Genomic DNA, 22,128 nt, shown 5'->3' with positions numbered 1-22,128 from the left:
CGGCCCCACCCTGGCTCACGCCTTACGGGGTCACGCCTTCTCCGGCGCGGCTTCCGGAGGCGGCACCCCGGGGCTCCGCGGCTCCCGCGGCAGCCGGATGCGGACCGAGGTACCCTTGCCCGGTGCCGAGCAGGTTTCGACCTCGGCACCGATCTGCCTGCTCAGGCCGCGCACCAGGGTCGACCCCAGGCCGCCCTCCCGGCCGGTGGATGGTGGCAGTCCCACGCCGGCATCGGCCACGGTCACGGTGATCTCCTGCGGCCCCGCCTCGGCCTGCAGCGTGACCAGCCCCGCCTGTCCGGCCGGATAGGCGTGCTTGACCGCATTGGTCGCCAGCTCGTTGACCAGCAGCCCGAGCGGGATCGCCCGCTCCGCGTCCAGCGGCAGGCTGGGCGGCAGGTCGCAGCGCAGCGTCACCGCGCTGGCCAGCGTCCCCGCGTGCCGGCCCAGGTCGGCCAGCACCAGGGACAGGTCCACCGTCCGCAGGTCGGCGCTCTGGTACAGCGACCGATGCACCTCCCCGATCGCCATCACCCGCACGAAGGCCGCGCGCAGGGCCCGCCGCACCTCGGGCTGGGCGGTCCGCGTTTCCTGCGCCCGCAGCAGCGCCGCGGCCAGCTGCAGGCTGTTCTTGATCCGGTGGTCGGCCTCGCGGATCAGCAGGCCGCGGGCTTCCACCGCTTCCTCCAGCGCCGCCTGGGCCAGGCGGCGTTCGGTGACGTCCTGGATGATGCCGCGCAGCACCGGCCCGGCCTCGCCCTCGAACAGCGCCGCCCGCGAATGGATCCAGCGCAGCTCGCCGGTATCGGCGCGATGGAAGCGGAACTCGGTGTCGAGCGTGCCGGCCGTCAGCATCCCGAGGGTCAGCGCGCCCATCCGTTCCCGGTCCTCGGGATGCACCAGCGCCAGCCAGCCGTCGAAATCGAGCGTCGCCGCCGCCGCCTCATCCAGCCCATGGATCGCCCGGTAGCCGGCGCTCAGCACCGACCGGCGGCTGACCGGGTGGTATTCCCACATGCCGAGCTTCGCCGCCTCCTGCGTCAGCCGCAGCCGCTCCTCACTGCTCCGCCAGGTATCCTCGGCCAGCCGCCGCCGGGTGATGTCGAGGTCGATGCCGATCATCCGCACCGGCTGCCCCGCCGCGTCGCGCAGCACGGTCCCGCGGGCGCTGACCCAGCGGAGGCCGCCATCCGCCCGCCGCATGCGGAACTCGGCGTCGTAATCGGCCTCCCCGGCCAGGGCCCGGGTGATCTCGGCCCCGACCCGGTCGATGTCGTCCGGATGCACCATGGCCTGGAAGGCTTCGAGCGTGCCCTCGAAGCTGCCCGGCGCCAGGCCGCAGGCCGCCTCCAGCCCATCCGACCATTCGATCGTGCCGGCGGCGATGTCCCAGTCCCAGAAGAACATCCCGGCCGTGTTGATCGCCAGGCGGAGCTGTTCCGCCTGCCGCGCCAGCACCGCCCGCGCCGCATCCGCCTCCTGCCGGGCCTGCACATGGCCGGTGACTTCCCGCGCCATGATCAGCACCGCGGGGATCGAGCCATCGGGATCCGGCAGGGGATGGATATCCTCGTCCCACCAGCTCGGCTGGCCCGGCCGCAGCAGCCGCGGCAATCCCCGCGCGGTCACCGTCCGGCCGCTGCACCAGGCCTCCCCGATCCGGGTCATGTCGTCGCCGCCCGGGAAGAGGCTGGCGACGGTCGCACCGATCACCGCCGCGCCATCGTCCAGCAGCGCCCGATAGGCCCGGTTGGCGTAGACCACCGTTCCATCCGGGACGACCGCCATAGCGACGGCCACCGGCGCTTCCTCGGCGATGCGCCGGAAGAAGGCCGTCGAGGCTTCCGCGGGAACCGTGACCTCCAGACCCAAGATCAACTCCATCGTCGAAAAGTAACGATATCGATCTTACTACAGGCAATGCATGCCCAATGTCGCAACATTAGATGCAACGAAGCCGCTTGCGGAATAACGAGACCGTGCGCTCGCGTGTTTCGCGATCAGCCTTCCGGCTTCATCGCGCTCTCATGCCAGCGCCGCAGCAGCAGGTGCTGCACCAGTCCCAGCACCGCGAAGATCGCGATCCCCGCCGCCGAGATCAGCGCCAGCGCCGCGAACATGCGGGGGATCTTGAGCTGGTACCCCGCCTCCAGGATGCGGAAGGCCAGGCCCGAGCCGGTCCCGCCGGCGCCGGCGACGAATTCCGCGACCACCGCGCCGATCAGCGCCAGCCCGCCCGCCACCCGCAGCCCGGCCAGGAAATAGGGCAGGGCGCCCGGCAGCCGCAGCAGCCACAGGGTCTGCCAGCGCGTCGCGCCGTACAGCCGGAACAGCTCCAGGTGGTTGCGATCGGCGCTGTTCAGCCCCAGCACGGTATTCGACAGCACCGGGAAGAAGGCGACGATCCAGGCGCAGATCAGCAGGGAGACGGTGACGTCATCCACCCAGATCAGGATCAGCGGCGCGATGGCGACGATCGGCGTCACCTGCAGCACCACCGCATAGGGGAAGAAGGCCCGCTCCACCCAGCGGGACTGGGCGAAGGCGACGGCCAGCAGCCCGCCCAGGCTGACGGCCAGCAGCAGCGCCAGCAGCGCGATCCGGAGCGTCACCAGCAGCGACCCCGCCAGCAGCGGCCAATCCGCCCGCAGCGCCTGCCAGATGGCAACCGGCCCCGGCAGCACGTAGCTCGGCACGCCGTAGTGCCGCACCAGCCATTCCCAGCCGGCCAGCACCAGCAGCCCGACGATCCCCGGCGCGATGGCGTCCTGCAACTTCACTGCTGCATCGCCCAGTCCAGCGCCTCGGTCGCCTCGCGGCAGAGCCCGGCATACTCGGCCGAGGTGCGGAACCCGGCCGGCCGCGGTGCGGTGACTCCCCCCTCGGCGGGCCCCGGCGCCACCACCGGCATCTCCGCCACCACCCGCCCCGGGCGGGAGGCCATGAAGATGATGCGGGAGGCAAGGTAGACGCTCTCGAAGACCGAATGGGTGACGAAGACCACCGTGGTCCCATTGGCCGCCCCGCTGCCCGCCCCGCTGCCTGCCCAGATCCCCAGCAGGTCGTCGTTCAGCCGGTGCCGGGTCAGCTCGTCCAATGCCGCGAAGGGCTCGTCCATCAGCAGCAGGCTCGGCCGCGTCACCAGCGCCCGGGCGATCGAGACCCGCATCCGCATCCCCCCCGACAGCTCCCGCGGATAGGCCCGCTCGAAGCCGGCCAGCCCGACCGAGGCCATCGCCGCCGCCGCCCGCGCCTCCTGCTCCTCCGGGTCCACCCCGGCCAGGCGCAGCGGCAGCCGCACGTTGGTCAGCGCATCCGACCAGGGCAGCAGGGTCGGGTCCTGGAAGACGAAGCCCACCTGGCGGGAAGCGGCGCGGCGCACCAGCCCCTCCGAGGGCTCCGACAGCCCGGCGATCAGCCGCAGCAGCGTGGACTTGCCGCAGCCGGACGGCCCGAGGATGGCCAGGAACTCCCCGGACGCGATCCGCAGATCCACCCCGGCCAGCGCCAGGGTGCCATTGGCGAAGCGCTTGCCGACGCCATCCAGCGCCACCAGCGTCATGCCGGGCCCCAGGGGGTGCGGAAGGGAAGGGGCGGCAGGGGCATCAGCCGCAGGATGTGGCCAGGAGGTGCGGCACGGCAAGCCCAAGGCGGCATGACCTGATGCCGCCGTCATCTTGCGGTTGACGGAATGACCGGATTCGATGCTTAGGGTGGTTGCATCCTGTATATTCGCCGCATCCCTGGGCGAATGAGAAGGGTGAACCAGCCGGGGATTGGCACGTCATGGCCTTGAGGCTGCCCGGTGCGGAACCGACCTACCAGGGACCGATCCGCCAGGGGCCAGGCCGTGCGGGCTGGGCCGGGCTGGGCGTGGTCACCCTGGCCATCGCATTTCTATGGGTCGCCATCGGCCTCACCATCCAGGCGCATTTCCGCAACGACTCGAACCTCGCGCTGCGGGAAACCGCCAATCTCGCCCAGATCCTGGAATTGCAGGTCGCCGGGAAGATCGACGCCATCGATGCCACCCTGCGCTTCGGCCAGACCCTCTTTGCCCAGGACCCCGCCGGTTTCCGCCTCGGCCCCTGGTCGGTCTTCGGCAACGACCCGGCGGCGATCAATGCCATCCTGGTCGGCCCGGATGGCTTCGCCCGCGCCGACCGGGGCGGTCCGCTGGCGCAGCCGGTCGACCTGCGCGGCCGGCCGAATACCGCCGCCCATCTGGCGGACCCCACGACGGACCGGCTGGAGATCAGCCCGCCCATCCAGGGCCTTTCGAGCGACCGGCGGATCATCGCCTTCTCCCGTCCGCTGCGGACCGCCGAGGGCGACTTCGGCGGCATCATGATCCTGGCGGTGGATGCGGGGCTGTTCGCCCGGCTCTACCACACGCTCAACCTGCGCGACGGCCGCATCCTGCTGGTCGGCCTCGATGGGCTGATCCGGGCCCGGGTGCCGGAGCCGGAGGCGGGGGCCGACGGCAGCCTGCCGGAATCCCAGCTGGAGCCCTTCCGCCAGGGCGCCGTGCAGGTCACCGAATACCGCCTGAGCGCCATGGATGGCACCGGCGGCTTCGTCACCCGGCGGCGCGTCGCCGGCTATCCGCTGATCGTCACCGTCCGCCTCGCCGCCGGGACGGTGCTGACGGCCTCCCGGCTCTATCGCCTGCAATGCCTTGGCATCGGCACCCTGCTCACCCTCGCCATCTGCGGGTTGTGCTGGGCCATCGCCCGCAAGCGGGAGGTGGAGCGCCGCGCCCGCGCCGCGCTGGAGGGCACCTTCGCCCATGTCGGCCATGGCATCATGATGGTCGATCCCGCAGGGAAGGTGGTGCTGGCCAATGCCCGCGCCACCGAGATGCTCGGCCTGCCGCCCGGCCTCGCGGTGCCCGGACGGCCGCTGGAGGAGATCGTCCGCTGGCAGGAAGCCATGGGCGAATACGGCGGCCGGGCGCCGGAGCCGCATTTCGCCAGCCAATTCCCGGCGGCCGATGGCAGGCCCTATATCTGGGATCGCACCCGGCCCGACGGCACGGTGCTCGAGATCCGCGTCGATCACCTGCCGGATGGCGGCTATGTCCGCAGCTGGACCGACGTGACGCAGGCCCGCCGCGGCGCCGCCGCCATCGCCGCCGCCCGCGACGCGGCCCAGGCCGCCCGCGCCGCGCTCGATGCCGCGCTGGAGAATGCCCCGCTGGGCATCCTCCTCATGAGCGCCGATCGGCGGGTCGAGATCATGAACGGCCTCGCCACGGAATTGCTCGACCTGCCGCCGCATCTCACCCGGCCGGGCACCCCGGGCGCCGACATCGTGGCATTCCAGCTCGAACGTGGCGACTTCGGCGCCACGCCGCTGGTGGAGGCGGCGGCGCGCGAGGCCGTCCCCGAGAGCACGATCTTCGCCAGGCCCTATGAACGCCAGACCCGCGACGGCCGGACGCTCGAGATCCGCGGCCGCCGCCTCGCCGATGGCCGCGTCATCCGCACCTATACCGATATCTCCGCCCGCCTCGCCGCCCTGCGCGAACAGCAGGCGGCCCGGACGGCGGCCGAGGCCGCGCTCCGCAGCCGCAGCGAATTCCTGGCGACCGTCAGCCACGAGCTGCGCACCCCGCTGCATGCGGTCCTCGGTTTCGCCGAGGTGCTGATGCTGCAGCAGCCGACCCCGGCCCAGGCCGGCAGCATCCGCGAGATCGAGCTGGCCGGCCGCGCCCTGCTGGCGCTGGTGGACGACATGCTCGACGTCGCCGGGCTGGAGCGCGGCCGCTTCACCCTGCGCGAGACCGCCTTCGACCCCGCCGTGGCCCTGCGGGAGGTCGCCGCCCCGGCGGCGGCCCGGGCGGCGGCGCGCGGCCTCGACTTCCGGCTGGCACTGGATGCGGCGCTGCCGGCGGCAGCCCTGGGCGATGCCGATCGGCTGCGCCAGGTGCTGGTGAAGCTGCTGGACAATGCGGTGAAATTCACCAGCAGCGGTGGCATCACCCTCGGCGCCCGGATCATGGCCGAGGATGCAGGCGGCTGGCGCCTCGGCATCACCGTCACCGATACCGGCATCGGCATCCCGGCCGAGGCGCGGGACCGGCTTTTCGCCCCCTTCACCCAGGCCGACAGCTCCAATGCCCGCCGCTACAACGGCGCCGGGCTCGGCCTGGCGGTCGCCCGGATGGTGGCGGAGGCGATGGGCGGCCGGATCTCGGTGGAAAGCGAGCCGGGCCGGGGCAGCAGCTTCCAGGTCGAGCTGCCGCTGCGCCGCGTGGCCGCGGTCATGGTCTGAAGGCTTGCATCGGCTGCCGCGTCGACTTATAGGAATATTGTCAAGGCTACGGCTTGCGCCGGCTCTCGATCAGCCGCATCGCCTCCCAGATCACCTCCCGCGTGATGCCCTCCGGCGCGAAATTCCGCTCCGCCCACTCGGCCGAGGGGGCCAGCACCGGCCGCAGCACCAGGGCGCCCCGTTCCAGCTGCGCTTCCAGCCGGCCGCTGCTGCCGAGCTGCGGCCGGAAGGCCTTGGGAATTGTCACCTGCCACTGGGGCGAAATCCGGATGACCATGTGCCGCTCCCTCCCGGACCTCGCCGGGACGGCCATGAAGGACTAAAATCCTAAAATTGTCAAGCCGAACCGAGCGTTATCAAGGGCTTGGCGGAAAAATTGGGAAGAATTGAGCCGAATTTTACGGAATTGAGGCGAATTTTATCGATTTGAGCGGGTTTTAGCAGAATTTATCCGCTCCCTAGGCCTTGCCGATCCCCTTGTTCACCAGGGACAGGTCGAAGGCCCGCCGCCAGTCCATCCCCGCCGGCACCACGCCCACCTCGGCCGCCGCCGCATGCAGCGCCGCCCAGCGTGCCTCGGTCATCGCCCCGATGCCGAGGGTCGCGGCATCGCCCGACCGCACGATCCCCTGCTCGTTCATCATCCGCGTGCCGAAGGCGATCAGCGCATCCCCCATCTCGGCATTCTGCGCCTGGATGAGCCGGTTCGCCGCCGCCGTGTCGAAGCCGCCCGCCGGGCCCTTCAGGTACTGGTCCCAGCCCGCCAGGCTGGCATCGACGAAGCGCTGGATCACCTCGCGCTTCGCCGCCAGGGTCGCCGCCCCGATGTTGATCGTCGTGCCATAGTCCTGGAAGCCGCTGTCGTGCACCAGCAGCAGCACCGGCTCGACGCCCTGTTCGCGGATCGAGAAGGGCTCGCTGCCCAGATAGCCCTGCTGCACCACCCGCCTGTCCGCCAGGAAGGGCGCCAGGCTGAAGGTATAGGGCCGCACCTGGTCGTCGCTCAGCCCGTACTTGGAGCGCACGAAGGGCCACCAGGTCACCCGCGGCTCCGCGCTGATCAGCACCGGCCGGCCCTTGAGCGAGGCGAAATCGGTGATGCCCGTGTCGGGATGGCCGATCAGCAACACCGGGTCCTTCTGGAAGACCGCGCCGATGCAGAGGAAGGGAATGCCCTCCCGCACGAAGCCCAGCGCGCCCAGGCCATTGCCCATGGCCATGTCGACCCGCCCGCCGATCAGCAGTTGCGCCGGGTTGATCTGCGGCCCGCCGGCCCGCAGCTCCACCTCCAGCCCCGCCGCGCGATACAGCCCCGCCGCCTGCGCCTGGTAGAAGCCGCCGTGCTCCGCCTGGGCGCGCCAGTTGGTCACGAAGCTCACCTTGTCGAGCCGCGGCTGCGCCCGCACGGTGCCGGCCGCGACCAGCAGCGGCCCCGTCGCCAGGCCGAGCGCCACCCGGCGCGACAGGATGAAGCGGTGCACGGTCATGGCGGCGGTCTCCTCGGCCTGGTCGTTTCAGATAACGCGACGGCGGGTCCGCGCAAGCCTCAGCGATCCAGGCCTCAGCGGCCCCGGCCTCAGCGGCCCAGACCTCAGCGACGGAGGCCGAGCGGCGCCAGCAGCATCAGCGCCACGCCCCAGCCCCAGGCGCCGTTGTACAGCAGCCCGCGCCAGGGAATCGCCCCGTTCCAGCCCGGCAGGCCCTTCAGCGCCGGCACCAGGGTCACCGCCACGATGGTCAGCGCCAGCGCGCCGAAGACGAAGCCGAAGAGCAATGCCGGCGGCCGCAGCTTCACCAGGATGAAGGCCAGCACGATGCCCCAGATGCCGCCCCAGAAGGCCTGGGAGCCGACGAGCGGCACGCCGAGGGGCCTGGTCGGGGTCATGTTGAAGGGCGCCGTCGTCCGGCCGAAGAATCCCACCACGGAGGGGATGTCGTTGCCGAAGGCATAGAGCAGGAAGGCGGTGCCCTGGTGGAACACCAGGACCGCGACGAAGCCGGCGAGAAAGCCGAGAAGGATCGTTTTTATCATGGACTGGGATCTAGCCGGCCTGCCTTCCGCGCGCCAGCGCCATCCGGGTGCTCTTGCCCAGCCGCCCGGTCCCGCGCACCTTGCGCCGCTCAGATCGCCCAGTTGGGAAGGAAACCCTGCCGTGAACGGTGCCGAAAGTCTGGTGAACACGCTGCTCAAGGGCGGCGTCGATGTCTGCTTCTCCAACCCCGGCACCAGCGAGATGCATTTCGTCGCGGCGCTCGACCGCATCCCCGGCATGCGCTGCATCCTCGGCCTGCAGGAGAACGTCGTCACCGGCGCCGCCGACGGCTACTGGCGCATGGCCGACAAGCCCGCCTGCACCCTGCTGCATTGCGGCCCCGGCCTCGCCAACGGCCTCGCCGGCCTGCACGACGCCCGCCGCGCCCGCTCCGGCATCGTCAACATCGTCGGCGACCAGGCGGTCTATCACCGGCCCTTCGACGCGCCGCTGACCGCCGATACCGAAGGCTGGGCCCGCGGCGTCTCCGCCTGGGTCCGCACCTCGACCCGGTCCGAGGATGTCGGCGCCGATGCCGCCGGCGCCATCCAGGCCGCCCGCACCGCGCCCGGCCAGGTCGCCACGCTGATCCTGCCCTCCGACAGCTCCTGGAACGAGGGCGGCGTGGTCGCCGCGGCGCTGCCGGTCCCGGCCGTGCCGCAGGCCGACCCGCATCAGGTCAAGGGCGTCGCCCGCATCCTACGCGAGAGCCGCGGCAAGGGCGTCATGCTCCTTCTCGGCGGCATGGCGCTGCGGGAGGGCGCCCAGATCCAGGCCAACCGCATCGCTGCCGCCACCGGCTGCCGGCTGCTGGCCGAGGGCTCCAACGCCCGCACCGCCCGCGGCCAGGGCCGCCTGCCGCTCGACCGCGTCCCCTATGTGGTGGACCAGGCCCTCGCCGCCCTGGCCGATGTCCGGCACCTGGTGCTGGTGAACGCCAAGGAGCCGATCGGCTTCTTCGGCTATCCCGGCAAGCCAAGCCGGCTGCAGCCCGCCGATGCCGAACTGCATGTCCTGGCCCGGCTGGAACAGGACGCCGAGGCGGCGCTGCGCGCGCTCGCCGACGAACTGGGCGCCCCCGAAGCCGCCATCGCCCCGGCCGGCCCCCGCCCGGAAGCCCCGCGCGGCGCACTCAGCCCCGAGGGCCTCGCCCGCACCGTCGCCGCGCTGATGCCGGAGCACAGCATCATCGTCGACGAATCCGTCACCTACGGCCGCGGCTTCTTCCCCGAGACCTATGCCGCCCCGGCGCATGACTGGCTGCAGAATTGCGGCGGCGCCATCGGCTACGGCATCCCCGTCGCCATCGGTGCCGCGGTCGCCGGCGCCGGCCGCCGGGTCATCGCGCTGCAGGCCGACGGCAGCGCCATGTACACGGTGCAGGGCCTCTGGACCCAGGCGCGGGAGAAGCTGCCCGTAACCACCATCCTGCTGTCCAACCGCAAGTACCAGATCCTGCTCGGCGAATACCGCAACGTCGGCGCCAATCCGGGGCGGACCGCGCTCGACATGCTGGACCTCGGCAACCCCGACATCAGCTGGGTGAAGCTGGCGAACAGCATGGGCGTCGAAGCGGCGCAGGCCAGCACGCTGGAAGCCTGCGGCGACCTGCTGGCGCAGAGCGTCGCGCGTCCCGGGCCCTTCCTGATCGAGCTGATGATCTAGCGGGGCAGGGCCCCGCGGCTCGCCGCGGGGCTTTCATGCTGGTATCGAAACCACAGCATAGTGACCGGAACGTTTCGGCGCGAATCCCAGGCAGTGCCGCGGGAATCGCGCCGTCATCCGCCGGATTATCCATAAGTGAGACATTGGGCTCGGAAATAGATTTCCCAGGTTTCAGGTTTCGGGCAGGGTAGAGGTAAGAGCCGACAGCTTAAGTTGGGCCAAATCGGGTCCAAGAACCCACCCGATACGCCCGTGCGGCCAGTCCGGAACCAGCATGAACGCAACGCATCTGCCGCCTGCCACGGGGAATGAGCGCCATGGTCCCCATTCGGACACGGTGGGGAACCGCATGGCCAACCCTTTGACGACGCCGAGCCCGGTCGTGCCGCCGCTGCTGCCCGCCGCCGGGCACCAGGCGGGGATGCCGGGTGTCGCCGCGCCCGGTCCCGTGGTGGAGCCGCCGCCGCCGCGCCGCGGCAAGCTGTGGCTGCTGCTGGCCCTGGTCGCCGCCGCCGCCGGGGGCGGCTACTACTATTACGACCAGCAGCGGGAAGCCGCGCTGGCCATCCCGACCTCCCCCGCCGCCACCCAGACGGAGCCGCTGTCGCAGGGCGAATTCCGCCTCTCCGATACCGAGATGCGGGCGCTGCGGATCGAGGAGATGCAGTCCCGGTCCTTCCGCGCCGAACGCGTGGCCGAAGGCCGCATCGCCTACAACGAGGACCGCTCGACCCCGGTCTTCACGCCCTACAACGGCCGCGTGGTCCGCACCACCGCCCGGCTGGGGGATACGCTCGCCGCCGGCAGCACCCTGTTCGAGATCGAGACCACCGACCTCGCCGGCGCCGCCAACGACCTGCTCTCGGCCGCCGATGCCGCCAACAAGGCGCGCAGCACGCTGGACCAGGCCCGGCGCGAGGAAGCCCGGCAGAACAGCCTCTTCTCCGCCCGCGCCACCTCCCAGCGGGAGGTCGAGCAGGCCCGCGTCGCGACCGCCGCCGCCGTCGCCGACCAGCGCAGCGCCGAGGCGACCTTGGCCGCGGCGCGGGACAAGCTCCGCGTCCTCGGCCGCACCACCGACCAGATCGCCAAGATCGAGCAGACCCGCATGGTCGATGCCGTGGTGCCGGTGACCTCGCCGATGGGCGGCACCGTGGTGCAGCGCCGCGTCGGCCCCGGCCAGTGGCTCAGCACCGGCGCCACCGACCCGGTCTTCACCATCGCCGACCTCTCCACCGTCTGGCTGGTCGCCGCGGTGCGTGAGCTGGACGCGCCGATGATCAAGCTCGGCCAGCCGGTCGAGGTCAGCGTCGGCGCCCTGCCGGGCCGCACCTTCGATGCCCGCATCGCCACCATCGGCGCCGGGCTCGATGCCTCCACCCGCCGCCTGACCGTCCGCGCCGAGGTCCAGGACCCCGACCACCTGCTGAAGCCCGAGATGTTCGCCACCTTCCGCATCTCGGTCGGCGAGGGCCAGGAGAATGTCGGCGTCCCGGTGAATGCCATCATCTACCGCGGCGCCGAGGCCAGCGTCTGGGTGGCGCTGGACGGCAACCGCTTCATCCTGCGCCGGATCAAGCCCGGCATCCGCGCCGGCGACATGATCGAGGTGACGGAAGGGCTGAAGCCGGGCGACCGCGTGGTGACCGGCGGCGCGCTCTTCATCGACCGGGCGGCGCGGATCGATTGATCCACTCGCCGTAGAAGCGACTGGCAACCGGGCCCTGGCCCGGCGCAAGATAGTAAGGCCGGTAAGCAGGCCCCGTCGGGAAGTCCAGAATGCGCCAGATCGTCGCCTTTTCACTGCAGCGCCGGCCGCTGGTCATTCTGCTGTTCTTCACCTTCATCGTGGTCGGCCTGGTGGCCTTCACCAAGCTGAACATCGAGGCCTATCCCGACCCGGTCCCGCCGCAGGTCGTCATCATCACCCAGAACCCCGGCCAATCCGCCGAGGAGATCGAGCGCTACGTCTCGATCCCGGTGGAGGTGGCGATGGCCGGGCTGCCGAATCTCACCTCGGTCCGCTCCACCTCGCTGTTCGGCCTCTCCGACGTCCGGGTGCAGTTCAACTTCAGCTATACCTACGACCAGGCCCTGCAGCAGGTGCTGAACCGGCTCGGCCAGCTCGATGGCCTGCCGGAGGGCGTGCAGCCGCAGATCAGCCCGCTGAGCCCGATCGGCGAGATCATGCGCTACCGGCTGATCGGCCCGCCCGGCTATTCCCTGGCCGATCTCAAGACCCTGCAGGAATGGGTGCTCGACCGCCGCTTCAAGCGGGTGCCCGGCGTGGTCGACGTCACCTCCTTCGGCGGCCTGACCAAAAGCTACAACGTGGTGGTGGACCTGCCGCGCATGGCCGCGATGGGCCTCGCCCTGCCGGAGGTGATCAAGGCGGTGCGCGCCGGCAACGCGACGGTCGGGGCGGGGACCATCCGCATCGGCCCGCAGGCCGCCGTGGTGCAGGGCATCGGCCTGATCCGCGGGCTGGACGACATCCGCAACGTCGTGGTCTCGGCCGAGGGCGGCGTCCCGGTGCTGCTCTCCGACATCGCCACCATCGAGATCGGCAACCAGCCCCGCCTCGGCATCGCCGGGCAGGAGGGCGAGGACGACGTGGTGCTGGCGACGGTGCTGATGCGCCGCGGCGAGCAGACCCTGCCCACCATCCACGGCGTCCAGGCCGAGGTCGCCCGGATCAATGCCGGCGGCGTGCTGCCGCCGGGGGTGAAGATCGTCCCGGTCTACGACCGCGAGGACCTGGTGAAGATCACCACCAAGACGGTGGTGCACAACATCATCGAGGGCGTCGCCCTCATCCTCATCATCCAGTGGCTCTTCCTCGGCGACTTCCGCGGCGCGGTGGTGGTCGCGGCGACGGTCCCCTTCGCCTTCCTCTTCGCCATCCTGCTGATGATGGCCCGCGGCGAGAGCGCCAACCTGCTCAGCCTCGGCGCGCTCGACTTCGGCCTGCTGGTGGATGCGACCGTCATCATGGTGGAGAACATCTACCGCCACCTCGGCCTGTCGCGGAATCCGGCGCATCGCTACATCGCCCCGACCGGCTCCAAGGAATTGTCGGGCCTGTCGCTGACCGTGCTGCGGGCGGCCGGCGAGGTGGACAAGGCGATCTTCTTCTCGGCGCTGATCATCATCGCCGCCTTCATCCCGCTGTTCACCCTCGGCGGGATCGAGGGCCGCATCTTCGGCCCGATGTCGAAGACCTACGCCTATGCGATCATCGGCGCCCTGCTGGCGACCTTCACCATCACCCCGGCGCTGGCCGCGGCCCTGCTGCGGGAGGATAGCCGGGAGCGGGATACCTACCTCGTCCGCATCCTGCGCTGGGGCCATACCCGGCTCTATGCCGCGGCGATGCGGGCCCGCGCGCTCTGCCTGATGCTGGCCGCCGGGCTCTTCGCCGGCTCCATCTTCCTGATGACCCTGCTCGGCGCCGAATTCCTGCCGACGCTCGAGGAAGGCAACCTCTGGGTCCGCGCCTCCATGCCCGGCACCATCAGCCTCGAGGAAGGCAATGCCACGGTGAACCGCATCCGCGGCGTGCTGATGCAATTCCCCGAGGTCATCACCGCCACCTCGCAGCAGGGCCGGCCGGACGACGGCACCGACAGCGCCGGCTTCTTCAACGCCGAATTCTTCCTGCCCCTGAAGCCGCCGCAGGAATGGACCACCGCCCCCAACCGGGACGGGCTGGTGCATGCCATGCAGGCGCGCCTCTCCTCCCAGTTCGTCGGCGTCGAGTTCAGCTATTCCCAGGCCATCAGCGACAACGTCCAGGAAGCCGCCTCCGGCGTGAAGGGCGCCAATGCGATCAAGGTCTTCGGGCCGGAGCTCGACATCATCGCCCGCAAGGCGGAGGAGATCCGCCAGGTGATGGCCGGCGTCCCGGGCGTCGCCGACCTCGCGGTCTTCCGCTCGCTCGGCCAGCCGACGGTCGCGGTGCGGATCGACCGGGCCCGCGCCGCCCGCTACGGCCTGGCGATCGACGACGTGAACGAGGTGGTGCAGGCGGCGATCGGCGGCCGCGAGGCCGGCCGCCTTTACGAGCCGGGCGGCGACCGCAACTTCCCCATCGTGGTCCGGCTCGACACGCCCTTCCGCGACAGCATGGACAGCATCGGCCGGATCCCGGTCGGCGGCCCGCGCGGCGCGACCCTGGCCGATGTCGCGGAGATCCAGCTCATCTCCGGCGTCTCCTACATCTACCGCGAGGATGCCTCCCGCTACGTGCCCATCCGCTTCAGCATCCGCGGCCGCGACCCGGCCAGCACCGTGGCCGAGGCGCAGGAGCTGGTGGCCGCGCGGGTGGAGCTGCCGCCCGGCTACCGGCTCGACTGGGTCGGCGAATTCCGCAACTTGCAGGAAGCCATCGGCCGGCTGCTGGTGGTGGTGCCGGCGGCGCTCGCGCTGATCCTCGTGCTGCTCTACGTCCAGTTCAACACCCTGCGGGAGACGCTGCTGGTCTTCGGCATCGTGCCGATGTCCATCACCGGCGGCATCGCAGCACTTGCCGTCGCCGGGCTGAACTTCAGCGTGCCGGCCGCCATCGGCTTCCTGGCGCTGTTCGGCATCACCGTCATGGAAGGCATCATCATGCTGTCCCACTTCAACCACCTGCGGCTGGAGGGGATGCCCTGGCGGGCGGCGCTGGACCAGGCCGGGACGGACCGCATGCGGCCGGTCTTCATGACCTGCTTCGCCAGTTTTACGGGTTTGCTGCCGATGGCCTTGGCGACCGGCATCGGCGCCGACGTGCAGAAGCCGCTGGCCCTCGTCGTCGTCGGTGGCATCGGCTTGGTGCCGCTGTTCATTCTGGTCGTCTTCCCGGCGATGATCGACCTCTTCGGCAAGCCGCGCAGCGTGCGCGCGGCGGAAGCCGCCGCGCTGCGTGGGGTAGTTCGGGCATGACCATTTCCATGCGTGCCGCCTTGCTCACCCTGGCGCTGCTCTCCGGCGTGCCGGCGGCGCTGGCGCAAACCCCGCCACCGCGCCCCGGCACCCTGCCGCTGCCGATCGGCGCCAGCGCCCAGCCGCTGACCCTGGCCGAGGCCGAGGCGGCGCTGGTCGAGCGCAACCTGACCGTCATCGCCGCCCGCCGCGGCGTCGATGCCGCCCGCGCCCAGCGCCTCGTCGCCGGCGCACTGCCGCCGGCCCAGGTCTCGGTCGGTAGCAGCGTCGCCCAGTTCAGCGAGACCCAGAACGGCGCCATCCGCGGCACCCGCTACCTCAGCCCCTCCAACAACATCAACGTCGGGCTGACGGTGCTGGTCGAGCGCGGCTCCAAGCGCACGCTCCGCTCCCGCTTCGCCGACCGGCAGATCGAGGGCGCCGAGGCGCAGGTGCTGGATGCGCTGCGGACCTCGCTCTTCCAGCTCCGCCAGGCCTTCCTCGGCGCGCTGCTGGCGCGTGCCAACCTGGAGGTGGCGCTCGGCAACCGCGCCAGCCTGGACCGCACCGAACAGCTGCTGCGCCGCCAGCTCCGCGACGGCGCCATCCCGGAAGGCGACCTGCTGCGCTTCCAGTCCAGCCGGCTGCAGTTCGAGATCGACGTGACCAGCAATGCCCAGGCCTATGCCGCCGGCGTCGCCGCCGTCGCCGCGTTGCTGGCCGCCGACCCCGCCGCCTTCCAGCCGAACGCCGGCCAGCTCGCGGCACTCGGCATCAACCCGACCGTCTCCGGCGTCCTGGCCCCGGTGCCGGAGCGGCAGCGCACCGGCACCCCGACCGGCCCGGCCAGCGCGCCGACCGCGGTGCGCACCATCCTCTCCCCCGTCGCCTTCGACGTGCGCGGCCGCTTCGATGCCATCCCCGAGCTCGGCATCAGCCGGGAGGAGCTGGCCCAGGGCGTCGCCAGCCGGGCCGATGTGGTGGTGGCGGAACGCCAGTCCGCCGCCGCCAGCGCCAACCGGCTGCTGGTCGAGGCCGGGCGGTCGCGCGACGTGACGGTGGACAGCACCTGGGGCCGCTCGCGGCTCTCGCAGGACCTGCCGGATTCGCGGGACCGGCTGAACGCCATCAACAGCTTCGGCCTGTCGCTCTCGGTGCCGATCTTCACCTCCCGCATCGTCGAGGGCAACGTCGCCGCCGCCACCGCGCAGCAGGGCCAGGCGGATGCCATCGCCCGGGCGGCGCTGCTGCAGGCCCGGGCCGAATTCGCCGGCGCCTGGGCCAGCGTGGAGCAGACCCGGTCCCTGCTGAACCTCTACGCCGGCGGCGCGCTGGGCCGGGCCGAGGAAGCCTATCGCAGCACCGAGCAGGCCTATGTCGCCGGCGGCCGCACCCTGCTGGACGTGCTCGACGCGCTCAGGGTGCTGAACGCGACGCGGATCCAGGCCAACCAGGCGCGCTACGCCTATCTGGTCGCGCTCTCCCAGCTCGAGCAGGCCAGCGGGGTTTCCGGCGTCGCGCCGAGGCTATAGGCTTTCCCCCGAATAAGCGGGGGAACGCCAGAATGGACATGAACATCGCCGGCAAGCGCGTGCTCGTCACCGGCGGCTCCAAGGGCATCGGCCTCGCCTGCGGCGCCGCCTTTGCCGCCGAGGGCTGCGACGTCATCCTCACCTCCCGCGACGGCGCCGCGCTCGAGAAGGCCGCCGCCGGCATCCGCGGCCGCCACAACGTCAACGTCACCACCCATGCGGCGGACCTCTCGGATGCCGCGGCGCGACAGGCGATGCAGGCGGCCTTCCCGGATATCGACATCCTGGTGAACAATGCCGGCGCCATCCCCGGCGGCACCATCCACGACATCTCGCTCGATCGCTGGCAGGAAGCCTGGGCGCTGAAGGTCTTCGGCTACATCCATCTCTGCCAGCTGTATCTGCCGGGGATGGAGGCGAGGAAGGACGGCGTCATCGTCAACATCATCGGCATGGCCGGGCGCGGCCCGCGCGCCGACTACATCTGCGGCGCCGCCGGCAATGCCTCGCTCATCGCCTTCACCGCGGCCCTCGGCGGCAAGTCGCCGGACCACAACGTGCGGGTGCTGGGCATCGCCCCGGGCGCCACGATGACCGACCGGATCATCACCCTGTCGAAGTCCCGCGCCAAGACCAAGTTCGGCGACGAGAGCCGCTGGGAGGAGATGCTGGCCGGGCTGCCGCTGGGCCGCGCCGGCAAGCCGGAGGAGATCGCCGACCTCGCCGTCTTCTGCGCCAGCGAGAAGGGCGGGTACCTGTCGGGCGTCACGCTCGACGTCGACGGCGGGGCGCAGTTCCGGGGCTGACATCATGGAATTCCGTCTCAGCGATACCCAGCGCGCCCTGGTCGGCTCGGTGCGCGAGTTGGCCCAGGGCAATTTCCGCCAGCGCGGGCTGCGCTGGATGGACGGCACCTTCCCCTGGGAGAATATCCGCGAGCTGGCCAGCCTCGGCGTGCTGGGGATGTCCGTGCCCGAGGAATACGGCGGGATGGGCCTGCCGGTCTTCGAGACCGCGCTGGTGCTCGAGGAGATCGCCAAGGTCTGCTACCCGACGGCGATGGCCGTGCTGGGCGAGGCCGGGGTGCAGACCCGGGTCATCGCCAAGTACGCGCCCGAGAGCATCCGCAGCCGCATCCTGCCGCAGGTCTGCAGCGGCGACTGCATCCTCTCCATCTGCATGACCGAGCCGCATGCCGGCACCGACGTGGCGAACTACCGCACCAACGCCGTCATCAAAGGCGACCGCGTGGTGGTCAACGGCGCCAAGACGCTGATCAGCCGGGCCGAGGAAGCCGGCATGTTCGTCGTCTTCACCCGCATCGACGGCCGTCCGGGCCGCGAGGGCATCGGCTGCGTGCTGGTGGAACGCGGCACGCCGGGGCTCGAGGTCACCGGCACCTACCACACCATGGGCGGGGAGAACCTGCACGAGGTGCAGTTCAACGCCATGGAGGTACCGCTCGAGAACCTCGTCCTCCGCGAGGACGGCTTCAAGCGGCTGCTGAGCGCCTTCAACACCCAGCGCTGCCTGAACCCCTCCATCAGCCTCGGCCTGGCCGAGGGCGCCTTCGACGAGACGCTGCGCTACGTCCGCGACCGCACCATCTTCGGCAAGCCGATCGGCGAGTTCCAGGGCGCTCGCTGGAAGCTGGCCGACATGTACAAGGACATCGAGGCGGCGCGCGGGTTGCTGTACCGCGCCTGCATGACCGCCGATCCCTTCCCCGACCCCTTCCTCGCCGCGACCGCCAAGGTCTTCTGCAACGAGATGGCGATCCGCGTGACGAACGAGGCGGTGCAGCTGCACGGCGGCTTCGGCTTCACCGACGAATACCCGGTCTCGCGGCTCTATCGCGGCGCCCGCTACGGCTCGCTCGGCGGCGGCGCGTCGGAGACGCTGCGCGACCTGATCGGCAAGAAGCTGATGTCCGAGGATCCCGGCCCGGACGGCATCCTCGCCCGCGGCTATTTCTGAACCCGCGGCCCCAGCAGCGCGAAGATCGCCCCCTGCGGGTCCAGCGCCTGCAGGACCCAGCCGCGGCCGGGGACCTCCCTCGGCCCCAGCAGCACCTGCCCGCCGGCCGAGGCCACCCGCGCCGCGCCGGCATCGATATCCGCGACCGTCAGGTGGTAGAGCCAGAAGGGCTGCGGCACCGCGGCGGGCTTGGTGACCATGCTGCCGAAGGCCGCATCGCCCAGGCCGAAGGTCCGGGTGGTGCCCGGCAGCCCCGGCGCCACCGCCTCCCGCCAGCCGAACAGGGCATCGTAGAATTCGAAGGCGGCGGGCCCGTCCGCGGCCAGCAGCTCGTTCCAGCCGATCCGTCCCGGCAGGCCCGGGACCTCGGCCGGTACGGAATCGGTGATCTCGAAGGCCGGGGCGAAGACCCCGATCACCGCCCCCTGCGGGTCGCCGAGCACCGCCAGCCGGCCGATGCCCGGAATATCCTTCGGCGCCACATGGACCCGGCCGCCGAGGTCCTGCGCCATGGCCGCGGCGACATCCACGTCGCTCACCGCCACATGGCCGATCCAGCCGGGACGCCCGCCCTGGCCCAGCGCCGCCGCGGGCAATGCCATCAGCCCGGCGGCCGGCCTCCCGGCCATGGCGAAGCGCGTATAGGGCACGTCCAGGTGGTGCAGCGCCTCCGCCTCCCAGCCGGTCACCGCGCGGTAAAAGGCCTCGGCGGCGGCCATGTCCGTGGTCATCAGCTCATGCCAGATGAAGCGGCCGGCGGTTGCTGGTGCGGACATGGGACTGCCTTGCGTGTTGCGCGCCGAGGCTAGCCCTTGGCTTCCAGGCATTCCACCAGCAGGCCGAGCAGCCGGGCGCCGAATTCGCGCATATTGGCGGCGCGGTCGCCATGTCCCGTCTCGATGGTCAGGGTCCGGCTCACCGGGCCGGAGACGGCGATGCAGGCATGGCCGGCGGCATCGCCGTAGCGGTTGCCGGTCGGGCCCGTCGCGCCGGTCTCGCCCAGGCCCCAGGTGGTGCCCAGCTTTTCCCGCGCGCCCTCCGCCAGCAGCGCCGCATAGGGCTCGGTCGAGGCGCGCACCCCATCGAGCTTCGCCGCCGGGATGGCCAGCAGCGCCTCCCGCGCCGCCCGCGTATAGACCACGGTGCCGCCGAGGAAATAGGCCGAGGCCCCGGGCACCGCGAGCAGCGCCGCCGAGACCAGGCCGCCGGCCGAGGATTCGGCCACGGCAATCGTCTCGCCGCGGGCCTTGAGCAGGGCCCCGGCGCGGGCGGCGATCGGCAACAGGCTGTCCATGGCTTTCTCTCCTCCGGTCTTGCCGCGCAGCAGACCGCCGCCGGCGCCGCGCGGCAAGGGGAGAAACCCCGCGCGTCGCATTGACCCTGGACGCCTGTCCCATCACCTTCCGGCCATCTTCCCAGGGACCCCTATGCAGGATCTGGCTTCCGCCCTCGCCGCCGCCGTGGCCCTGGTCCGCCACGGCGACCCCGCCGTGCTGGCCATCCTGCTGGTCTCGCTGAAGGTCAGCCTGGCGGCGCTGGCCATCGCCGCGCTGGTCGGGCTGCCGCTGGGCGCGCTGCTCGCCGTCTCCCGCTTTCCCGGCCGACGGGTCGTGGTGGTGGCGCTGAATGCGCTGATGGGCCTGCCGCCGGTGGTGGCCGGGCTGCTGATCTACCTGCTGCTGTCGCGCTCCGGCCCGCTCGGCCGCTACGGGCTGCTGTTTACCCCCCAGGCCATGGTCATCGCCCAGGCGGTGCTGATCGCCCCCATCCTCGCCGCCCTGTCGCGCCAGGTGCTGGAGGCGATGTGGGACGAATACGCCGAGCAGCTCCGCTCCTTCGGCGCCGGCCCCTGGCGCGCGGTGCCGACCCTGCTGTGGGACGGCCGCTTCGCGCTGCTGACGGTGCTGCTGGCCGGCTTCGGCCGGGCGGCGGCGGAAGTCGGCGCGGTCATGATCGTCGGCGGCAACATCGAGGGCGTGACCCGGACCATGACCACCGCCATCGCGCTCGAGACCAGCAAGGGCGACCTGCCGCTGGCGCTCGCCCTCGGCCTGCTGCTGATGGCGATCGTGCTCGGGGTGAATGCCCTGGCCCAGGGGCTGCGGGATGCGGCCCTGCGCCGGGCGGCCTGATGCTGCCCATCCCGGTTCTGCCCATCAGGGCCGAGGGCCTGTCCTGGCGTGCCGGCCAGGTCGCCATCCTGGCCGATGTGTCGCTGACCATCGCCGCCGGGCCGCCGCTGCTGATCATCGGCCCGAACGGCGCCGGGAAATCCGTGCTGCTGCGGCTGCTGCACGGCCTGCTGCCGCCGGCCGCGGGGCGGATCACCCCGGCGGCGCCCATCCGCGGCGCCATGGTTTTCCAGCGGCCGGTGCTGCTGCGCCGCTCCGCACTGGCCAATATCCGCTACCCGCTGGCGCTGGCCGGGGTGCCGCGGGCGGCACGCGGCGAGAGGGCGGCGGCGGCGCTGGCCCAGGTCGGCCTCGCCGCGCTCGCGCATCGCCCGGCGCGGCTGCTCTCGGGCGGGGAGCAGCAGCGGCTGGCCTTGGCCCGGGCGGTGGCGCTTTCCCCGCCGGTGCTCTTCCTCGATGAGCCCTGCGCCAGCCTCGACCCCGCCGCGACCCGCGCGGTGGAGGAGATCGTCGCCGGCATCGCCGCCGCCGGCTGCAAGATCGTCATGACCACCCATGATCTCGGCCAGGCCCGGCGCCTGGCGGGGGAGGTGGTCTTCCTGCATCGCGGCCGGGTGCTGGAAGCCGCCCCGGCCGACCGCTTCTTCGCCGGCCCGGCCAGTGCCGAGGCCGCCGCCTTCCTCCAAGGGGAGTTGCTCTGGTGAACCGTCGCAGCCTTCTGCTCTCGCTCCTCGCCATGCCGGCCATCGCGCAGGCCCAGGGGAGCTTCATCACCCTGGCCTCGACCACCAGCACGGAGCAGTCCGGGCTGTTCGGCCATATCCTGCCGGTCTTCACCCGGGAGACCGGCATCGCCGTCCGCGTCGTGGCGCTCGGCACCGGCCAGGCGCTGGATGTCGGCCGCCGCGGCGATGCCGATGCGCTGCTGGTGCACGACCGCGCGGCGGAGGACCGCTTCGTGGCGGAGGGCTTCGGCGGCCCGCGCCGGCAGGTGATGTACAACGACTTCATCCTGATCGGCCCCGCCGCCGATCCCGCCGGCATCGCCGGGCAGGGCGACGTGGCGGAGGCGCTGCGCCGCATCGCCGCGGCGCGCCAGCCCTTCGTCTCCCGCGGCGACCGCAGCGGCACCCATGCGGCGGAACTCCGGCTCTGGCAGCAGGCCGGGGTGGACCCCCTGTCCGGCCGGGGCGGCTGGTACCGGGAGGTGGGGCAGGGGATGGGCCCGGCGCTGAATACCGCGGCGGCGCAGGATGCCTATCTGCTGGCCGATCGCGGCACCTGGCTCGCCTTCCGCAACCGCCAGGGGCTGAAGCTCCTGGTGGAGGGCGATGCCCGGCTGCTGAACCAGTATGGCGCCATCCCGGTCAGCCCGCAGCGGCACCCGCATGTGAAGGCGGCCGAGGCGCAGCGCTTCATCGACTGGCTCTGCGGCGCGCCGGGCCAGGCGGCGATCGCCGGCTACCGGATCAACGGGGAGCAGCTTTTCTTCCCCAATGCCGGAACGGCCGGCTGAGAGCGCGGAAAGGTTCAGTTTTGCGAAATGGTCTGGCACTATCGCGTGAGGCGGGCGGCTTGACCGTCGGGCAGCTTGAAAGGTCATATATC

18 protein-coding genes are annotated in these 22,128 nt (G+C 71.5%); 10 read left to right on the top strand and 8 right to left on the bottom strand.

The window, feature by feature from the left end:
- Positions 1 to 30: 30 nt before the first annotated feature.
- From AC0IW9_RS02105 to AC0IW9_RS02095, 3 genes are all read right to left on the bottom strand, one after another.
- Positions 31 to 1,872, bottom strand: a complete 1,842-nt coding sequence (locus tag AC0IW9_RS02105) for a PAS domain-containing protein (protein ID WP_471646548.1) — start codon at positions 1,870 to 1,872, stop codon at positions 31 to 33.
- A gap of 128 nt (positions 1,873 to 2,000) precedes the next feature.
- Entirely contained in the window at positions 2,001 to 2,780 is a 780-nt protein-coding gene (locus AC0IW9_RS02100; RefSeq protein WP_471646547.1) for an ABC transporter permease, read from the bottom strand.
- Entirely contained in the window at positions 2,777 to 3,562 is a 786-nt protein-coding gene (locus tag AC0IW9_RS02095; protein WP_471646546.1) for an ABC transporter ATP-binding protein, read from the bottom strand. The genes AC0IW9_RS02100 and AC0IW9_RS02095 overlap by 4 nt, the downstream gene beginning before the upstream one ends.
- Positions 3,563 to 3,786: 224 nt before the next feature.
- Between AC0IW9_RS02095 and AC0IW9_RS02090 the strand changes: the two genes are divergently transcribed.
- Positions 3,787 to 6,276, top strand: coding sequence for a PAS-domain containing protein (locus AC0IW9_RS02090; protein ID WP_471646545.1), 2,490 nt, complete (start codon positions 3,787 to 3,789; stop codon positions 6,274 to 6,276).
- A gap of 46 nt (positions 6,277 to 6,322) precedes the next feature.
- Here AC0IW9_RS02090 and AC0IW9_RS02085 read toward each other — a convergent pair whose 3' ends face one another.
- The 3 genes from AC0IW9_RS02085 to AC0IW9_RS02075 all read right to left on the bottom strand — a co-directional run bounded on the left by AC0IW9_RS02085 (position 6,323) and on the right by AC0IW9_RS02075 (position 8,308).
- Positions 6,323 to 6,553, bottom strand: a complete 231-nt coding sequence (locus AC0IW9_RS02085) for a hypothetical protein (protein WP_471646544.1) — start codon at positions 6,551 to 6,553, stop codon at positions 6,323 to 6,325.
- Between the two features lie 181 nt (positions 6,554 to 6,734).
- Positions 6,735 to 7,763 carry an ABC transporter substrate-binding protein gene (locus tag AC0IW9_RS02080; RefSeq protein WP_471646543.1) on the bottom strand — a complete coding sequence of 343 codons (1,029 nt, stop codon included), beginning with the start codon at positions 7,761 to 7,763 and terminating at the stop codon, positions 6,735 to 6,737.
- A 104-nt stretch (positions 7,764 to 7,867) separates the two neighbouring features.
- Positions 7,868 to 8,308: a hypothetical protein gene (locus AC0IW9_RS02075; RefSeq protein WP_471646542.1), complete on the bottom strand. Its 441-nt coding sequence runs from the start codon at positions 8,306 to 8,308 to the stop codon at positions 7,868 to 7,870.
- A 121-nt stretch (positions 8,309 to 8,429) separates the two neighbouring features.
- Between AC0IW9_RS02075 and AC0IW9_RS02070 the strand changes: the two genes are divergently transcribed.
- The 6 genes from AC0IW9_RS02070 to AC0IW9_RS02045 all read left to right on the top strand — a co-directional run bounded on the left by AC0IW9_RS02070 (position 8,430) and on the right by AC0IW9_RS02045 (position 18,388).
- Positions 8,430 to 9,974 carry an acetolactate synthase large subunit gene (locus AC0IW9_RS02070; protein WP_471646541.1) on the top strand — a complete coding sequence of 515 codons (1,545 nt, stop codon included), beginning with the start codon at positions 8,430 to 8,432 and terminating at the stop codon, positions 9,972 to 9,974.
- A 349-nt stretch (positions 9,975 to 10,323) separates the two neighbouring features.
- Positions 10,324 to 11,664, top strand: a complete 1,341-nt coding sequence (locus tag AC0IW9_RS02065; RefSeq protein WP_471646540.1) for an efflux RND transporter periplasmic adaptor subunit — start codon at positions 10,324 to 10,326, stop codon at positions 11,662 to 11,664.
- An 89-nt stretch (positions 11,665 to 11,753) separates the two neighbouring features.
- A complete protein-coding gene (locus AC0IW9_RS02060; RefSeq protein WP_471646539.1) occupies positions 11,754 to 14,900 on the top strand; it encodes an efflux RND transporter permease subunit in 3,147 nt (1,048 codons plus the stop codon).
- Positions 14,897 to 16,411 carry a TolC family protein gene (locus AC0IW9_RS02055; protein ID WP_471646538.1) on the top strand — a complete coding sequence of 505 codons (1,515 nt, stop codon included), beginning with the start codon at positions 14,897 to 14,899 and terminating at the stop codon, positions 16,409 to 16,411. Before AC0IW9_RS02060 ends, AC0IW9_RS02055 begins: the two co-directional genes overlap by 4 nt.
- A gap of 32 nt (positions 16,412 to 16,443) precedes the next feature.
- Entirely contained in the window at positions 16,444 to 17,217 is a 774-nt protein-coding gene (locus AC0IW9_RS02050; RefSeq protein ID WP_471646537.1) for a short-chain dehydrogenase/reductase, read from the top strand.
- Between the two features lie 4 nt (positions 17,218 to 17,221).
- Entirely contained in the window at positions 17,222 to 18,388 is a 1,167-nt protein-coding gene (locus AC0IW9_RS02045; protein ID WP_471646536.1) for an acyl-CoA dehydrogenase family protein, read from the top strand.
- Here AC0IW9_RS02045 and AC0IW9_RS02040 read toward each other — a convergent pair.
- Together AC0IW9_RS02040 and AC0IW9_RS02035 are read right to left on the bottom strand one after the other, a co-directional pair.
- Positions 18,379 to 19,164: a VOC family protein gene (locus AC0IW9_RS02040; protein WP_471646535.1), complete on the bottom strand. Its 786-nt coding sequence runs from the start codon at positions 19,162 to 19,164 to the stop codon at positions 18,379 to 18,381. The genes AC0IW9_RS02045 and AC0IW9_RS02040 overlap by 10 nt on opposite strands.
- Positions 19,165 to 19,193: 29 nt before the next feature.
- Positions 19,194 to 19,682: a CinA family protein gene (locus tag AC0IW9_RS02035; RefSeq protein ID WP_471646534.1), complete on the bottom strand. Its 489-nt coding sequence runs from the start codon at positions 19,680 to 19,682 to the stop codon at positions 19,194 to 19,196.
- Between the two features lie 133 nt (positions 19,683 to 19,815).
- On the opposite strand from AC0IW9_RS02035, the gene AC0IW9_RS02030 reads away from it, so the two are divergent.
- From AC0IW9_RS02030 to AC0IW9_RS02020, 3 genes are read left to right on the top strand one after another with little or no spacing between them, the layout of a single operon-like run.
- Positions 19,816 to 20,520: an ABC transporter permease gene (locus tag AC0IW9_RS02030; RefSeq protein ID WP_471646533.1), complete on the top strand. Its 705-nt coding sequence runs from the start codon at positions 19,816 to 19,818 to the stop codon at positions 20,518 to 20,520.
- Positions 20,520 to 21,224, top strand: a complete 705-nt coding sequence (locus tag AC0IW9_RS02025; RefSeq protein WP_471646532.1) for an ATP-binding cassette domain-containing protein — start codon at positions 20,520 to 20,522, stop codon at positions 21,222 to 21,224. Before AC0IW9_RS02030 ends, AC0IW9_RS02025 begins: the two co-directional genes overlap by 1 nt.
- Entirely contained in the window at positions 21,221 to 22,036 is an 816-nt protein-coding gene (locus AC0IW9_RS02020; protein ID WP_471646531.1) for an ABC transporter substrate-binding protein, read from the top strand. The genes AC0IW9_RS02025 and AC0IW9_RS02020 overlap by 4 nt, the downstream gene beginning before the upstream one ends.
- The last annotated feature ends 92 nt before the right edge of the window (positions 22,037 to 22,128 follow it).

The sequence above is a fragment of the Belnapia sp. AC561 genome (assembly GCF_979252845.1).
Note: the sequence above shows the minus strand (reverse complement) of the source record. Positions and strands in the feature narration are given on the sequence as shown.

Coding starts and splice junctions, on each gene's coding strand:
- AC0IW9_RS02095 (WP_471646546.1), bottom strand. CDS start 3,562: ATGACGCTGGTGGCGCTGGATGGCGTCGGCAAGCGCTTCGCCAATGGC.
- AC0IW9_RS02090 (WP_471646545.1), top strand. CDS start 3,787: ATGGCCTTGAGGCTGCCCGGTGCGGAACCGACCTACCAGGGACCGATC.
- AC0IW9_RS02085 (WP_471646544.1), bottom strand. CDS start 6,553: ATGGTCATCCGGATTTCGCCCCAGTGGCAGGTGACAATTCCCAAGGCC.
- AC0IW9_RS02080 (WP_471646543.1), bottom strand. CDS start 7,763: ATGACCGTGCACCGCTTCATCCTGTCGCGCCGGGTGGCGCTCGGCCTG.
- AC0IW9_RS02075 (WP_471646542.1), bottom strand. CDS start 8,308: ATGATAAAAACGATCCTTCTCGGCTTTCTCGCCGGCTTCGTCGCGGTC.
- AC0IW9_RS02065 (WP_471646540.1), top strand. CDS start 10,324: ATGGCCAACCCTTTGACGACGCCGAGCCCGGTCGTGCCGCCGCTGCTG.
- AC0IW9_RS02060 (WP_471646539.1), top strand. CDS start 11,754: ATGCGCCAGATCGTCGCCTTTTCACTGCAGCGCCGGCCGCTGGTCATT.
- AC0IW9_RS02055 (WP_471646538.1), top strand. CDS start 14,897: ATGACCATTTCCATGCGTGCCGCCTTGCTCACCCTGGCGCTGCTCTCC.
- AC0IW9_RS02050 (WP_471646537.1), top strand. CDS start 16,444: ATGGACATGAACATCGCCGGCAAGCGCGTGCTCGTCACCGGCGGCTCC.
- AC0IW9_RS02045 (WP_471646536.1), top strand. CDS start 17,222: ATGGAATTCCGTCTCAGCGATACCCAGCGCGCCCTGGTCGGCTCGGTG.
- AC0IW9_RS02040 (WP_471646535.1), bottom strand. CDS start 19,164: ATGTCCGCACCAGCAACCGCCGGCCGCTTCATCTGGCATGAGCTGATG.
- AC0IW9_RS02035 (WP_471646534.1), bottom strand. CDS start 19,682: ATGGACAGCCTGTTGCCGATCGCCGCCCGCGCCGGGGCCCTGCTCAAG.
- AC0IW9_RS02030 (WP_471646533.1), top strand. CDS start 19,816: ATGCAGGATCTGGCTTCCGCCCTCGCCGCCGCCGTGGCCCTGGTCCGC.
- AC0IW9_RS02025 (WP_471646532.1), top strand. CDS start 20,520: ATGCTGCCCATCCCGGTTCTGCCCATCAGGGCCGAGGGCCTGTCCTGG.